Genomic DNA, 15,612 nt, shown 5'->3' with positions numbered 1-15,612 from the left:
CCAAACAATGGTAAAATAAAAAAAGATTGCTTTGAGAAAGAAGGTATGGGGGATTGAAATATAATGTAGATGAAATACAAAAGAATATGCATATACGACAGGTGGAAGGAATTGGAGACAGGCTGGAAGAGGACATTCGCAATATATTGAACCGTGCAGGTATCTATTTTCGCATTTTCAGCCGTGCGAAGACACCATTTTCCATTGCACAGAAATTAGAAAAACCGGGGTATGGATTTGGGGAACACGACAAGAAGATGCAGGATCTAATTGGACTGCGTGTCGTTGTGTATTATCAGGATGATATGGATATTGTGCGGACGATTTTGGAGAAAACATTTCGGCAGGTGGGCGAGTGGTCTAAAACGGACAATACCGAAGAAGAATTTAAGGCATCTAAGTTAAATGGCGTGTTCTGGGTGCCGGAAGAATATCAGCGTGTCTATAATGGAGACATTAGTTTTCTGCCGATTGATGCGACGTTTGAAGTTCAGCTTCGCACCATTTCTTTCGAGGGATGGCATGAGATTGAACACGATATGCGTTACAAATCACCGTATGGTGATGATTTTTGGCGCGAGGATTTGTCAAGGACCTTAAACAGCGTTCTTGCCAATCTGGAACTTTGTGACTGGACGACATTAAATGTATTTGAAAAGCTGGCAGATTATCATTATACCGAGCGAAAGTGGGAAATGATGCTTAAGGCAAAATTCCGCCTGCGGTTTGATTTAGAGCCATTGGCAGAAGAAATCTGTCAATTTTTGGATGAAAATGAAGAAGCAGCTTACTGTCTGTACCGATGTAACAGACCGGAAGTATTGTTTGCACTGCTTCGAGATGGTTACCATGAAAAAATTACTTACAATTTAATAGTAAAAGTCATTAATGATTCCGTAGCGGATTACGAGCCAAAGTTAAAACGCAAACTTGCGAAAATATGTCATGACATATTAAAGGTAGAGAAGCCTCAGCGAAATGAAAGACTGGAACTGAATCCTTTGGATGTGACGCCTTCATTCCAGCTAAAAGTGACTTTGTCGCATGACCCGCAAAGAGATTTAAATGAAGAATTTTTAACGGCGGTGAAATTCATTGCCGGATGGGCACAGGGACGGCTGCAGAATATTGTGGAAGGAATACCGGATACACCGATTGATTATGAATACCATGAAGCAGGATATTATTTACAAATACTAGGGAATATAAGCCTTGGATTTTATAAACTTACATTTGAGCACGCGGATGCGGAGCGTAAAGGAGTGGTATGGCGTACTAAGGTGATTTTGGAGCGAAGCGACTATATTCGTATGAAAGTGGATTGTGATTATTGTCATAATCCGGACCGTTTGATTCGTGACAGTTTTAACAAACCTCGTTTTGTAGATGAAATTTTTAGAAAGATTGGTTATACAGATGTGATTCCAATGATGACAAAGCCTCATAAAGTAGAAAAAATGAAGGAAATTGAGATGTTGAGTGAATTTATCGCAGACCATTCGCGTACACTGCCGGTTATTCTGGCTGTGGAAGAAGAGGACTCCGAGCGTCAGATTAATATTAATCGTTTGGCTGAGACGGTAGGCACTTACGCTCACGTATTTCTTCTTAGTAAAAAGGCAATTCCGATGATGGTGGAAAAATCAGACTATACGACAGAGGAACTGACCGGTGCTGTATGGGTGACATTTCAAAACGGTGAAGACAAATTTTATACGAGGGAGCGTATTGCAAACAGTCGGTTCGATTTTAATAAGTATGCGTTCGATTCCGGAAACGTTTACGAAAAAGCATTCAGACACAAATTAGTGCGCCTGATAAAGGAAAAGAATTGTTAAATGATTTACATCAAATTTACCTGAATTTTGCGCGTTGTTGCTTGACAAATAAAATGTACCTGCTATATAATTGAGACGGTATTATATTATTATTTAATCTGATTTATCACAGATTGAGTTTGAAAAGAAAAGGAGAGTAAAAGATGAAAAAAGGTATCACGAAAATTTTATCCGCATGTGTCTTTGCATTTGTTGTTTTCCTTGCAGCGGGAACGCAGAGTAAAGCAGCAGTGAACATGGGTGTAAAGCAGACTGGTGCAGGAAGTAGTTACGTGGATTTGGCATGGAATGCCCAGCTTGGAGCCGGACACTACCATACACAGTTTAGCCAGGATGGAAAAAACTGGATCGATATGGAATACAGTTCATCACCAAGTGATTCGGTATATAATTTAACACAAGGTGCCAGCTATTATGCACGTGTCGTGGCATACAATGGTAGTCACTATTCGGGAACTCATGTGATGGTCGGTGTTTCTGAGACGGCTATCGTATCGACAAAACCGACGGAGGTTACCGGATTAACACAGACAGCAGCAGGTGTGAATTCAGTTTCCATGTCATGGAATGCATCTGCAGGAGCAGCTTCTTATGTGATTTATGGGTATATTAACTACAATTGGACACAGATTGGTACATCAGCAACAAATTCTGCAACGATTACCGGTGTTGCTGCAACGACATCTACCAAATTTTCAGTAGCTGCTGTGAAAAATGTGACCGGCGGCACAGTAACCGGTGACCAGTGCAGTGGTGTAGAGATGAAAGCGATTCCGATTAAAGTAAGCCGGATTGCTATGCAGTATTATTGGGATTCGCTGAAAGAAGCAAAATATATCTGGACAGATGTAAACAATGCGGATGGTTATCAGTATGAAGTGAAATCTGCAAATGGCAAAAAGACATATTTCAGAGCTACATCAACAAGTTCTTACACCTATGTAAAACCATTTCCAAGAGGAATTTTCGTAAAAGCCCGTGTAAGAGCTTATGTGACTGTTGGAAATAAAGTTTATTATGGTGCATGGTCTCCATATACATATCATGCATCCAGTAAGAAAGTAACGGCAAAACGCAGCAGTAATGGTAAAAAGATTTATTTGAAATGGAAGAAAGTTTCCGGTGCCAGCGGTTATCAGGTATATGTATCCACAAAATCAAATGGTGGATTTAAGAAAGTGAAATCCTTAAGCTCAAAGAAATCCAGTTATACGATTACAAAGTGTGGTAAGAAAAAACTGAAAAAAGGAAAAAGATATTATATTCAGTTGAGATACCAGACAAAGGTCGGTAAGAAAAAAGTATCCAGTAAAATCGTAAGCAGTGCTACGGTATACTAAAAAATAAAAGCGAAACGGGAAACCCTAAAGAGCTTTATGCTTCTTGCGGTTTCCCGTTTTTTTTGTTATGATAAGATTGACTATAAACTATAAAGGAAGTGTTTGGGATGACATCAAGATTGTTTTACCACAAGCAGACAGGGGCGCCTGTACAGATTATTGCAAGAGCCCAGACAAAGCCTACTTATCAGGAAGTAATCTGTTATCAGGAATTGACAAAACCCTATGACCATTTTGTTATGGAAAAACGGCAGTTTTTTGCTGAGTATGTAAAAGAATTTGCAGAATTGCCACTGGTTGGAAGAAAACAGATTGAAAAAAGAGAAGATTTGCCGAATAAGCAGCCAAGAATTTCCAAGGGAGAAATTATGGATGACGAGCCGGCAGAAGCCGAGAAACCGGAAGAAGCAAAAGAACCGGAAGTGCCGGAGGCAATTCAGAAGATGCTTGCCTTCTTGGATGCAGAATCGTGTCATGAGAAAATTCGGATTCTGGAAGAAATGCAGGATGATTTAACAGAGCACATATTGAATAATATTGCCGTGAGTCTGGATTTGTCGTTAGAGGATGACGAAGACGGATTCGAGAGAATTATGGCGGAACTTCGTATGAGAGAAAAATATGAAAGTGACCGGGGAGACAGACTGTGAGTAATTACCGCATTAAAATACAGTATGATGGAAGCCGTTACCGTGGATGGCAGAGGCAGCAGGGAGAAAAAAATACGATTCAGGGACGGATTGAACAAGTGCTGTCAAAGCAGATGGGATTTCCTGTGACAATTGATGGAGCCGGACGTACGGATGCAGGTGTGCATGCCAAAGAGCAGGTTGCAAATTTTCGTTTAAATACAGAAAAAACAACGCAGCAATTGCAGGATGTGTTAAATGAATATTTACCGGAAGATATACGGATACTGAAAGTAGAAGAGGCGGGGGAGCGATTCCACAGCCGTCTCAATGCAACCGGAAAAGTATATGAATACTGTCTTTGCAAAAAGGACGGATTTGATGTATTTGGCAGAAAGTACATGTGGCAGATGGACAAAGAATTGGATGTCATGCGGATGAAACAAGCGGTGGAAAAACTTGTCGGCGAGCACGATTTTAAAGGGTTTTGCACCAAAGCCTCACGTAAAAAGTCGACCGTACGAAATTTGTACGACATCACGATAACGGAGGATGAAAATCGGATTTATCTGACCTTTTATGGCAGTGGTTTTTTGTACAATATGGTCCGTATTTTAACGGGAACTCTTGTCGAGGTTGGCATGGGCGAAAGAATGGCAGAATCGATTGATGAAGTATTTGCAAAGAAAGAACGTGCGCTTGCGGGCGTGACGGCACCTGCGAAAGGGCTTACGTTGGTGCGGGTTCTTTATGATTAAAAAGACGGGAGGCATTGGATGAGACGAATGGAATTTAAAATGGAGCGTCCGAATCTCGTAAAAGAAGGAGACGAGGTCACCATTACTGAAGGTGTTTTGCCAAGTGCTTATTATTACACAATCAATCCGGCAGTTGCGATGTCCGGAAACTATATATTCAGGGAGCGGCTGCAGTCGCGGACAGGCATTGTGCAGGAAATAAAGCATACGGAAAAAGGATTTTACGTTGTAGTAGAGTTTGATGAGGAAGACGTCTGAAAAAACACCGTAGAAAAATCTGCGGATATTATGAATAGAAAGGAAAATGAAAATGGAACGTAAAAATGCATGGAAAGAATATACAGAAGCAGAAGTTTCTGAATTAGAAAAATTGAATGAGTCATACAGAAAGTTTCTGGATGCCGGAAAGACGGAGCGCGAATGTGTGAAACAGGCGGTTGTGATGGCGGAAGCAGCCGGATATCGCGACTTAAAAAAAGTGATAGAGGAAGGAAAACAGGTGAAAGCCGGCGACAAATTGTATGCTGTTAATATGAAGAAATCGCTTGCTTTGTTTCAGATAGGAAAACAGCCCCTTGAAAAAGGAATGGCAATCTTAGGAGCACATATTGATTCACCGCGTCTGGATATCAAACAGAATCCACTGTATGAAGATACCGAACTTGCTTATCTGGATACACATTACTATGGCGGTATCAAAAAATACCAGTGGGTAACGCTGCCGCTTGCGATTCATGGCGTGATTGCAAAAAATGACGGAACAATTGTAGATGTGTGCATTGGTGAAGATGAAAATGATCCGGTATTCTGTGTGACGGATTTGCTGATTCATCTGGCTGGTGAAAACATGGAGAAAAAAGCCAACAAAGTCATTGAGGGAGAAGCCCTTGATATTTTAGTGGGAAGCCGCCCATTAAAAGGTGCAGAAAAAGAGGCGGTCAGCAAACAGATTCTTTCTATTTTAAAAGAAAAATATGATATGGAAGAAGAAGACTTCCTTTCGGCAGAACTGGAAGTGGTACCGGCAGGAAAATCACGTGAGTCTGGTCTGGATGCCAGCATGATTATGGCGTATGGACAGGATGACCGTGTCTGCGCTTATACCTCTTTGGTGGCAATGCTAGAGGTGGAAAATACGGAATACACAACCTGCTGCCTGCTTGTAGACAAAGAAGAAATCGGCAGTGTCGGTGCGACTGGCATGCGTTCCCGTGTCTTTGAAAATACAGTAGCAGAAGTGCTCTCTGTGTGCGGACAGTATTCAGACCTTGCCCTTCGCCGATGTCTTGCAAATTCAAAAATGCTCTCATCGGATGTAAGCGCCGCATTTGACCCGGTTTATGCATCCGCTTATGAAAAGAAAAATGCAGCTTACTTTGGACGCGGTATGGTATTTAACAAATTTACCGGTTCCCGCGGAAAATCGGGAAGTAATGATGCAAATGCCGAATTTATGGCACAAATCCGTGGTATCTTAAAAGATGCCAAGGTGGCTTATCAGACGGCCGAACTTGGAAAAGTAGATGTCGGTGGCGGTGGAACCATTGCTTATATTATGGCGCTGTATGGCATGGATGTCATTGACTGCGGCGTTGCCGTTCTCAATATGCATGCACCGTGGGAAATTACAAGCAAAGCTGATGTTTATGAAACGAAAAAAGGCTATGTAGAATTTTTGAATCGAATTATGTAGTTTTCAATGAAAAAGTAAAGGAAACAAAAGAATGATAAAAAACAGACTGCGGTTTGCATGCGTGGGAATTATAGGAAGTATTCTGGCACTGGTGCTTATTTTGGCACCGGTGCCTTCTCATGCCAAAGAAAAGGCAAAAGATGACGGTTCGGTTGCGGCATTGGAGAAAAAAATGCTGGCGAAATCTACAAAGAAAATCTCATTTCGACAAGGGAAAATTCGCAGCACATCAGGAAAAGTATGGAAAAAGGGAAAGAAAATTAAAAAGAGTGAAAAAATACTTTCCATAAAAAAGAAAGGCTGGTACACACTCTGCGTCACAACAACCTCAGGGAAAAAGAAATTGACGCATTTGTATTTTGAAAAGAAAAAATATGAAATCACGATAAATCAGACGGTACATAAATCGGTGGGATATTATTATATTGCCTCACAGGATAAAAAAGAGCTTGTCATGGAAGTGAAGAATTCTTCCATGGCAGAAAATGCTGCGGTTTCTCTGTGGACCAAGGGCGACAATGCCTGCCGTATGTGGAAGGTTGAAAGTGCCGGCGGTAAAAAGATTCGCCTGAAAAATGAAAACAGCAGTCTTTATCTTACTTATCATAAAGCGTCAAATTCGCTGGTGCAGAAAAAATATAGTAAAAAAGATAACAATCAGATATTTTCCCTTTATCAGGGAAGTGGGGGAAGCACGTATCTGAAGTGTGTCGGAGCCAAGGCGTTTGTATGTGCCGAGGGAAATACGCTTACGTTAGGTACACGGAAAAGAAATAAAAAATGGCGTTTTGTCTGGGAGAAAATCGCAAAACCGACACCGGCAGCATTTGTTTCCGGTGCCACATACCCAGCAAGACTGTTAGTGGGACATGCTTTTACACTGAAAGGGATGATTGCTTCCAGATATTCAATTTCCTTATTTAGTGTTTCGGTATATGACAAATCGGGAAAGGTTATGCTGCAAAAGAAATGGAATGGAGACAGTTGCTTTGGAACGGTTTCTACTGCCGATTCGGCTATTACATTTGGTAAACTGACAGAGGGAACGTACCGTTATCTTGTAGCCATCCGTGATGTGACAAAAACAGACATCATATTGATTAACCGGGAATTTACTGTAGGGGCTTTATCCGGTGGAAGCAATATGACACTTTCTTATGACGCAGCAAAGATAGCGGCAGTCGGGTACCAGAGCAATGGAACAGCACTTGAGAAAAAGGCGTGTGCTTCGTATGCACTTGCATACTGTAACGCTATTTTGACCGGTACGGTAACAAGTCCACACAGTTATTGGAGTAGTTCTACAAATGTAGACTGCGTGTGGAGCAAAGGTGGCTATACGACGAAATCTTACGCTTCAGAGGCAGCTGTTTTGCAGGCGGCATACAATGAATTAATGGCAGGAAAACCTTCTATTCTTCACGTAACCGGAAATACACCACAGCACTGGATAACGATCATCGGCTGTAAAAAGACAGGGGATGGCAGCGGGATTTCAGTGTCTGATTTGGTGGCGATTGACCCATGGGATGGAAAAGTCATTACCGTTTCTGACAAATATAAGGTAAAAACTTCGTACCGCCTTGGTGTAAAAAGTTGATTCAGTCGTTTCAGAGGGGCTGAAACGGACAGACGACACTGGAAATGGGGAAGATTGTACTTTATAATGAAGAAAATAGTTGACAACAAAGAGCGGATAGGATAGTATAGATACATACAGAACATCCGTTCGGATAATCAGGAGGGTATGAACATGCAGAAAGATCCAAATAAGGTAAAAGCGCTGGAGGCAGCGATTGCACAGATTGAAAAAAATTATGGACAGGGTTCGATTATGAAACTGGGAGATACCAGACACATGCAGGTAGAGTCAGTACCGACCGGTTCTTTGAGTTTAGATTTAGCACTGGGAGTTGGTGGTATTCCGAAGGGACGTATCGTGGAGATTTACGGTCCGGAGTCCAGTGGTAAGACGACGGTTGCGCTTCATATGGTAGCAGAAGTGCAGAAGCAGGGTGGTATCGCAGGGTTTATTGATGCGGAGCACGCACTGGACCCGATTTATGCAAAGAATATTGGAGTAAATATTGATGAGCTTTATATTTCCCAGCCGGACAGTGGAGAGCAGGCGATGGAAATTACAGAGACGATGGTACGTTCCGGAGCAGTGGATATTGTAATTGTGGACTCGGTGGCTGCTTTGGTTCCAAAACAGGAGATTGACGGTGAAATGGGAGATTCTCATGTGGGATTGCAGGCCCGCTTGATGAGCCAGGCACTTCGTAAATTGACAAGTGTAATTAACAAATCAAACTGTACCGTTATCTTTATCAACCAGCTTCGTGAGAAGATTGGTGTCATGTTTGGTAATCCGGAGACGACAACCGGTGGTCGTGCACTGAAGTTTTATGCTTCTGTTCGTCTGGACGTAAGAAGAATCGAGACATTATCCCAGGGCGGAGAAAAAGTCGGAAACCGTGTTCGCGTAAAAGTAGTAAAGAATAAGGTGGCACCGCCATTCCAGGAAGCAGAATTTGATATCATGTTTGGTAAAGGAATTTCGCGTGAGGGAGACTTACTTGACTTGGCAGCGAAGAATGACATCATTATTAAAAGTGGTGCGTGGTATTCCTATCATGGAGAGAAGATCGGACAGGGCCGTGAGAATGCGAAGAAGTATTTGACGGAACATCCGGATGTCTTTGCTGAAGTTGATACAGCAGTCCGTGCGAAGTGTCTGCCAAATGCATCGGAGGAAGAAGAAACAGCAGAGGAAGAGAAAAAAACACCGGCAAAGAAAACAGCCAAAAAGGATGAGTAATCGATGAATCAGAACGAGCCGATGGAAAAGGCGGCGAAAGAGCCGGAAGAAGTAAGAAAGGCAAAAGAAAAGGCGATGCGTCTGCTTTTGCAGCAGGACAGGACGGAGAAGGAATTAAGAGACCGTTTGTACCGTGCCGGCTTTTCGGAAACGGCATCCGAAGCAGCGATGCAGTACGTATCTGGGTTTGGTTATCTGGATGACAGGCGCTATGCGGAAAATTACATTTCTTTTCATAAAGGAAGAAGAAGCCGCAAGGAGATTTCGTTTAAATTAAAAAACAAAGGAGTTCCACCGGAAATACTTTCCATGGCGATGGAAGGATACGAGATAGAAGACGAATCCGTTGCCATTGAGCACTTGATTCAAAAAAAGATAAAAGGACAGAGATTGTCCGATATGGAGTATACACAGTTGAATAAAATAACCGCTTATCTGGCGAGGAAAGGTTTTTCCTTTCCCGTCATTTCGCGGGTAATGAGAGAAATGAAAGAAAGAGAAAGCAGCTAAAATGGCGGGTGCAAAGCACTTCGGTAAGTTTTGGTTGCTTTTTTAACCTCCTTTGTGTATAATGTAGTACATATGAGATTTTGGGTGAACTATGCCCATTTTAATTGTTGTGCCATAAAGGCAGATTGGAGTTTGACATGAAGTACTTTGGAACGGATGGATTTCGCGGAGAAGCCAATGTGACTTTGAATGTGGAACATGCATACAAAGTTGGCCGCTTTTTGGGAAATTATTTTCAGAAAGAAGACCATAAGGTACGTGTGGTAATCGGAAAAGATACCAGATTATCCGGCTATATGTTTGAAACTGCACTGGCAAGTGGATTGACAGCAAGCGGTGCGGACGTATATGAATTGCATGTAACTACGACGCCGAGTGTGTCATATCTGGTGCGAAAAGAGAACTTTGATTGTGGAATTATGATTTCGGCAAGCCACAATCCATATTTTGATAATGGTATTAAGGTAATCAATGGCAAAGGTCATAAGTTAGAGCCGGAGATTGAAGAACAGATTGAGAAGTATATCGATGGTGAAAGCGAAGAAATTCCGATGGCGAAACGTGAGGCAATTGGCCGCTGTTTCGATTACACAAAGGGAAGAGACGAGTATATCGAGTATTTGAAAGATTTGGTGAAAGAACCGTTTGACGGAAAAACGGTTGCGTTGGATTTGGCAAATGGATCCGCTTCTATGATTGCAAAAGAAATCTTTGAATCAATGGGTGCGCAGGTGATTGCCCGCCACGATGAGCCAAACGGTACCAATATTAACCGTGAGTGTGGTTCCACTCATATCGAAGTCCTTCAGGCATTGGTTTATGATACCGGTGCGGATATCGGATTCGCTTATGATGGTGATGCAGACCGTTGTCTTGCCGTTGATGATGATGGCAAGGTGATTGATGGTGACCACATTTTGTATCTTTGTGGCAAATACCTCAAAGAGCAAGGCAAGTTAAAGGACGACACCGTAGTTACGACAGTTATGTCAAACATGGGATTGTACAAGGCTTTTGATAAACTGGGGATTCATTATGAGCAGACAGCCGTTGGTGATAAGTATGTCTGTGAGAACATGATGGCAAACGGCTATGTGATTGGCGGTGAACAGTCCGGTCATATCATATTCAAGGAGCATGCAGTAACCGGAGACGGTATTCTGACATCTCTTATGATTATGGAAGCATGGCTTCATTATGGAAAGCCGATGTCGATGCTGACAGGCGATCTAGTGATTTATCCACAGCTTTTGGAAAATGTCAAAGTAAAGGATAAAGTAGCAGCAAGAGAAGACGAAGATGTACAGAAGGCTGCGAAAGAAGTAACGGAAAGCCTTGGAGATGCCGGACGGCTTTTGCTTCGCGAGAGCGGTACGGAGCCATTGATTCGTGTTATGGTAGAAGCTGAGACCGATGAGATGTGCAGGGAAAATGTGGATAAGATTGTTAAAGTTTTACATGAAAAAGGTCATGTACCAGATTAATAGAAAGAAACAAAATAAAGGAGAGTAACGAATGAAAGGTGCGTTTTACACAGGACAGTACCGCAATGTGTTCGCGGAACTTGGGCATTCACAGAAGGAAATTGATCAAAAACTCAAAGATGCTTTCCATACCGTATTTTATGGTCCGGATGATGAGAAATTCTATTTTGAAGCTGGCGACGATATGGGATATTTTGAAGATACCGGTAATTTCGATGCCCGTACAGAGGGTATGTCATATGCTATGATGATGTGTGTACAGATGGACATGAAAAATGAGTTTGACCGTGTTTGGAAATGGGCAAGAACTTATATGTACATGGAAGATGGTTATAATAAAGGATATTTTGCATGGTCATGCAAGACGACCGGTGAAAAGAATGATTTAGGACCGGCGCCGGATGGAGAAGAATTTTTTGCAATGGCATTGTTCTTTGCCTCCCACCGCTGGGGTGACGGCGAAGGCATTTTCAATTACTCACAGGAAGCAAGAAACATTTTAAGTGCTTGTATCCACAACGGTGAGAAAGAGCCGGGAGATCCGATTATGGAGCCGGAGAATTATTTGATTCGATTCATTCCGAGCCGCAAGTTCAGTGATCCATCCTATCATTGTGCTCATTTTTATGAGTTGTTCAGTATGTGGGCAAATGAAGAAGACCGTCCATTCTGGAAAAAGGCAGCAAAGGCAAGTCGTGAGTATTTGAAAAAAGCGTGTCATAAAGACACCGGACTGGCTGCTGAGTATGCTTACTATGATGGAACACCATACGAGAAAGAGCAGGATGTCTTTGGTGGACGCCATGACTGGTATTACAGCGATTCTTACCGTGTTATTGCAAACATCGGTCTTGATTACGAGTGGTTTGCAGCAGATGAGTGGAATGTTGAGAATAATAATAAAGTGCAGAAATTCTTCTGTGAAACGCACAAAGATGAAGAATTTAAAATATACGAGATTGACGGTACGGTGATTGAACAACCGGCACTGCATCCGGTAGCTATGATTGCTACGAATGCACAGGCGTCTCTGGCTGCAAACGGACCTTATGCGAAAGAATGTGTAGAGCGTTTCTGGAATACACCGCTTCGTAAAGGTGAGAGAAGATATTATGATAATTGTCTGTATTTGTTTGCATTGTTAGCATTAAGTGGAAATTATCGAATTTATTAAGGAAAGAAAATTGGAGGAAAACAAAATGAGTTACACAGTAGAAAATTTAGAAAAGAGCATGGCAAAAATCACCATTACCGTAGATGCAGATGCATTTGAAGAGGCAATGGTAAAATCTTATAACAAAAACAAGAAAAACATCATCATTCAGGGCTTTCGTAAAGGTAAAGCACCACGTAAAATGGTAGAGAAACTTTACGGACCGGAAGTTTTTTATGAAGATGCAGCAAACTTTGCAATTCCGGATGCTTACGAAGAAGCAGCAAAAGAGAGCGGCTTGGAAATCGTATCTCGTCCGGAAATTGATGTTGTAGAAATCGAAAAAGGGAAAGACTTTATATTTACAGCTACAGTAGCCGTAAAACCGGAAGTTACTCTTGGTGACTATAAAGGAATCGAAGTAGAGAAGAAAACGGTAAAAGTTATGGCAGCTGATGTCAATGCAGAAATCGACAAAGTACGTGAGCAGAACAGTCGTATGATTACTGTTGAAAACCGCGGTATTAAAAAAGATGATACAGCAGTCATCGACTTTGAAGGTTTTGTGGATGGTGAGCCATTCCAGGGCGGCAAAGGCGAGGATTACTCTTTGGTAATCGGAAGTCACTCATTTATTGATACATTCGAAGACCAGTTAGTTGGTAAAAAAGCTGGCGAGGAAGTTGATGTAAATGTAACTTTCCCGGAAGAGTATCATGAAGCTTCTTTGAAAGGTAAACCGGCTCTTTTCAAAGTTACAGTAAAAGAGATTAAGAAGAAAGAACTTCCAAAACTGGATGATGAATTTGCCAGCGAAGTTTCTGAATTTGAGACACTCAAAGAGTATAAAGCAAGTGTTAAGAAAAACTTGACAGAGCGCAGAAAAGAAGAAGCAAAGAGAGAAAAAGAAAACGAAGTAGTAGAAAAAGTAGTAGAAAATATTACAGTAGAACTGCCTGAACCAATGGTTGATGAGCAGACACAGCAGATGATTCAGGAGTTTGCCGGAAGATTGTCAAGTCAGGGTCTTTCCTTTGACCAGTACATGCAGATGACCGGCATGACAGTAGATGCATTGATGGGACAGATGAAACCGGAAGCTGAGAAGAGAATTCGTACTCGTCTTGCTCTTGAAGCAATTGTTGACGCTGAGAAAATCAAAGCAACAGCAAAAGACATTGACAAAGAAATCGAGAACATGGCAAACATGTATCAGATGGAAGTGGACAAGATTAAAGAAATGATTGGCGATGCTGAAAAAGAGCAGATTGGTAAAGATCTTGCTGTTCAGAAGGCAGTTGACTTTGTTGTGAAAAATGCAGTAGAAGTAGAGCCTGCAGAAGAAGACAAAGAAGAGAAATAATCAATTCAAAAAGAATGGAGGTATCTCGCAATGGCATTAGTACCTTACGTGATTGAACAGACAAGTCGTGGCGGTGAACGTTCTTATGACATTTATTCACGCCTTTTAAAAGAAAGAATTATTTTCCTCGCAGACGAGGTAAATGATCAGACCGCAAGTTTGGTTGTTGCACAGCTTTTGTTTTTGGAATCGGAAGATCCGAACAAGGACATTCAGCTGTATATCAACAGTCCGGGTGGTTCCGTAACAGCCGGTATGGCAATTTACGATACAATGAATTATATCAAATGTGATGTATCTACAATCTGTATCGGTATGGCAGCCAGTATGGGAGCATTTTTGTTATCCAGTGGTGCCAAGGGCAAACGTTTAGCTCTTCCGAATGCAGAGGTGATGATTCACCAGCCTTCCGGTGGGGCAAAAGGACAGGCAACTGAAATTCAGATTGTTGCTGAAAATATCTTAAAGACGAAGAAAAAGTTAAACGAGATTTTAGCAGCAAATACCGGACAGTCAGTAGAGAAGATTGCAGAAGATACAGAGCGCGATAATTTCATGAGCGCAGAAGAAGCAAAAGCATATGGCTTGATTGATGAAATCGTAGAAAGCCGTAACGCAGCAAAAGAAAAAGAATAAACAAGTGAAATGGTGCCGCCGAAACGCCGGCGCCATTTTGCCATATTAGATGGATGGAGGCTCGTAAAACGATGGCAGGAAAAAATAACGATACTAATATGCCAATGGTTCACTGCTCCTTTTGTGGAAAGACAGAGAAGCAGGTTCACAAGCTGATTGCAGGACCAAATGGAGTATATATATGTGACGAATGTATTGACCTCTGTGATGAAATTTTGGCGGAAGAATTTCAGGACGATTTTGATACGCCGGAAGAGGAAACAGAAATCAATCTTTTAAAACCAAAAGAAATCAAAGCCTTTTTGGATGAATATGTAGTTGGACAGGAGGATGCAAAAAAAGCACTTTCTGTAGCAGTTTACAATCACTATAAGAGAATTATGAATGGCGCCGATATGGACGTTGAACTGCAAAAGAGTAATATTTTGATGGTAGGTCCGACCGGCTCCGGTAAGACATATCTGGCGCAGACGCTTGCTAAAATTTTGAATGTTCCGTTTGCAATTGCAGATGCAACGACATTGACGGAAGCAGGATATGTCGGAGAAGATGTTGAAAACATTCTTCTCAAAATCATTCAGGCAGCGGATTATGATATTAAGCGTGCTGAGCATGGTATTATTTATCTCGATGAGATTGATAAAATCACAAAAAAAGCAGAAAATGTATCCATTACCCGTGATGTTTCCGGTGAAGGCGTACAGCAGGCACTTTTGAAAATCTTGGAGGGAACAGAAGCCAGTGTTCCGCCACAGGGCGGACGCAAGCATCCGCAGCAGGAGTTTTTCCATATCAATACGACAAATATTTTGTTTATCTGCGGTGGTGCTTTTGACGGACTGGATAAGATTATCAGTTCCCGTATTGATAAAAAATCCATCGGGTTTAATGCGGACATAGCAGATCCGACCGAGCAGAATATCGGTGAGTTGTTTAAACAGGCATTGCCACAGGATTTTGTGAAATTCGGTTTAATTCCGGAGTTTATCGGTCGTGTGCCGGTAACCGTTGCACTTGACCTTTTGGATGAAGAGGCGTTGAAAGAAATTTTGACAAGACCGAAAAATGCAATTACGAAGCAGTATCAGAAACTGCTTTCGCTGGACGGCGTGAAATTGGATTTTGAGGATGGCGCGATTACGGAAGTTGCCCGCCTTTCCAATGAGAGAAAAACGGGTGCTAGAGGACTGCGTGCGATTCTTGAATCGAGTATGATGGAATATATGTATGAATTGCCATCCAGAGAAGATGTGACAGAATGTATTATTACCAAAGATGTAATTACCGGTGAGGGAGAGCCAAAACTTTTGGCAGCCGGAAAAGAAGTGCCGGCACTTGAAGAAAAGCAAGAAGAACCTGAGAAAAAGGAAAGTGAAAGTGCCTGAAA

The 15,612-nt window shown here is 41.9% G+C and carries 14 protein-coding genes; all 14 read left to right on the top strand.

What is annotated here, in order from left to right; genetic code table 11:
* The first annotated feature begins 53 nt into the window (after positions 1-53).
* The 14 genes from DW019_RS04295 to clpX all read left to right on the top strand — a co-directional run bounded on the left by DW019_RS04295 (position 54) and on the right by clpX (position 15,610).
* Positions 54-1,838: a hypothetical protein gene (locus tag DW019_RS04295; RefSeq protein ID WP_118442628.1), complete on the top strand. Its 1,785-nt coding sequence runs from the start codon at positions 54-56 to the stop codon at positions 1,836-1,838.
* A gap of 143 nt (positions 1,839-1,981) precedes the next feature.
* Positions 1,982-3,178: a hypothetical protein gene (locus tag DW019_RS04290; protein WP_118442627.1), complete on the top strand. Its 1,197-nt coding sequence runs from the start codon at positions 1,982-1,984 to the stop codon at positions 3,176-3,178.
* 107 nt (positions 3,179-3,285) lie between these two features.
* Entirely contained in the window at positions 3,286-3,828 is a 543-nt protein-coding gene (locus DW019_RS04285; protein ID WP_118442626.1) for a hypothetical protein, read from the top strand.
* Positions 3,825-4,565, top strand: a complete 741-nt coding sequence (gene truA / locus DW019_RS04280; RefSeq protein WP_118442625.1) for a tRNA pseudouridine(38-40) synthase TruA — start codon at positions 3,825-3,827, stop codon at positions 4,563-4,565. The genes DW019_RS04285 and truA overlap by 4 nt, the downstream gene beginning before the upstream one ends.
* 18 nt (positions 4,566-4,583) lie before the next feature.
* Positions 4,584-4,823, top strand: a complete 240-nt coding sequence (locus tag DW019_RS04275; protein ID WP_118442624.1) for a hypothetical protein — start codon at positions 4,584-4,586, stop codon at positions 4,821-4,823.
* Between the two features lie 52 nt (positions 4,824-4,875).
* Positions 4,876-6,258 (top strand): aminopeptidase, encoded by a 1,383-nt coding sequence (locus DW019_RS04270; protein ID WP_118442623.1) that lies wholly within the window; start codon positions 4,876-4,878, stop codon positions 6,256-6,258.
* A gap of 31 nt (positions 6,259-6,289) precedes the next feature.
* Positions 6,290-7,858, top strand: a complete 1,569-nt coding sequence (locus DW019_RS04265; RefSeq protein WP_118442622.1) for an RICIN domain-containing protein — start codon at positions 6,290-6,292, stop codon at positions 7,856-7,858.
* 153 nt (positions 7,859-8,011) lie between these two features.
* Positions 8,012-9,079 carry a recombinase RecA gene (gene recA, locus DW019_RS04260; RefSeq protein WP_118442621.1) on the top strand — a complete coding sequence of 356 codons (1,068 nt, stop codon included), beginning with the start codon at positions 8,012-8,014 and terminating at the stop codon, positions 9,077-9,079.
* Between the two features lie 3 nt (positions 9,080-9,082).
* Positions 9,083-9,589, top strand: a complete 507-nt coding sequence (locus DW019_RS04255) for a regulatory protein RecX (RefSeq protein ID WP_118442620.1) — start codon at positions 9,083-9,085, stop codon at positions 9,587-9,589.
* A 137-nt stretch (positions 9,590-9,726) separates the two neighbouring features.
* Entirely contained in the window at positions 9,727-11,073 is a 1,347-nt protein-coding gene (gene glmM / locus DW019_RS04250) for a phosphoglucosamine mutase (RefSeq protein WP_022376224.1), read from the top strand.
* Between the two features lie 31 nt (positions 11,074-11,104).
* The gene (locus tag DW019_RS04245) at positions 11,105-12,247 is read left to right on the top strand and encodes a glycosyl hydrolase family 8 (RefSeq protein WP_118442619.1); all 1,143 of its coding nucleotides are present in this window, start codon (positions 11,105-11,107) and stop codon (positions 12,245-12,247) included.
* 25 nt (positions 12,248-12,272) lie between these two features.
* Positions 12,273-13,589, top strand: a complete 1,317-nt coding sequence (gene tig, locus DW019_RS04240) for a trigger factor (protein ID WP_118442618.1) — start codon at positions 12,273-12,275, stop codon at positions 13,587-13,589.
* 30 nt (positions 13,590-13,619) lie between these two features.
* A complete protein-coding gene (clpP, locus tag DW019_RS04235) occupies positions 13,620-14,225 on the top strand; it encodes an ATP-dependent Clp endopeptidase proteolytic subunit ClpP (protein ID WP_022376221.1) in 606 nt (201 codons plus the stop codon).
* Positions 14,226-14,296: 71 nt separating this feature from the next.
* Positions 14,297-15,610, top strand: coding sequence for an ATP-dependent Clp protease ATP-binding subunit ClpX (gene clpX / locus DW019_RS04230; RefSeq protein ID WP_182431038.1), 1,314 nt, complete (start codon positions 14,297-14,299; stop codon positions 15,608-15,610).
* Positions 15,611-15,612: the final 2 nt, after the last annotated feature.

The sequence above is a fragment of the Clostridium sp. AF37-5 genome (assembly GCF_003477605.1).
In the GTDB taxonomy this organism is placed as follows: Bacteria; Bacillota; Clostridia; order Lachnospirales; family Lachnospiraceae; genus Eubacterium_F.
Note: the sequence above shows the minus strand (reverse complement) of the source record. Positions and strands in the feature narration are given on the sequence as shown.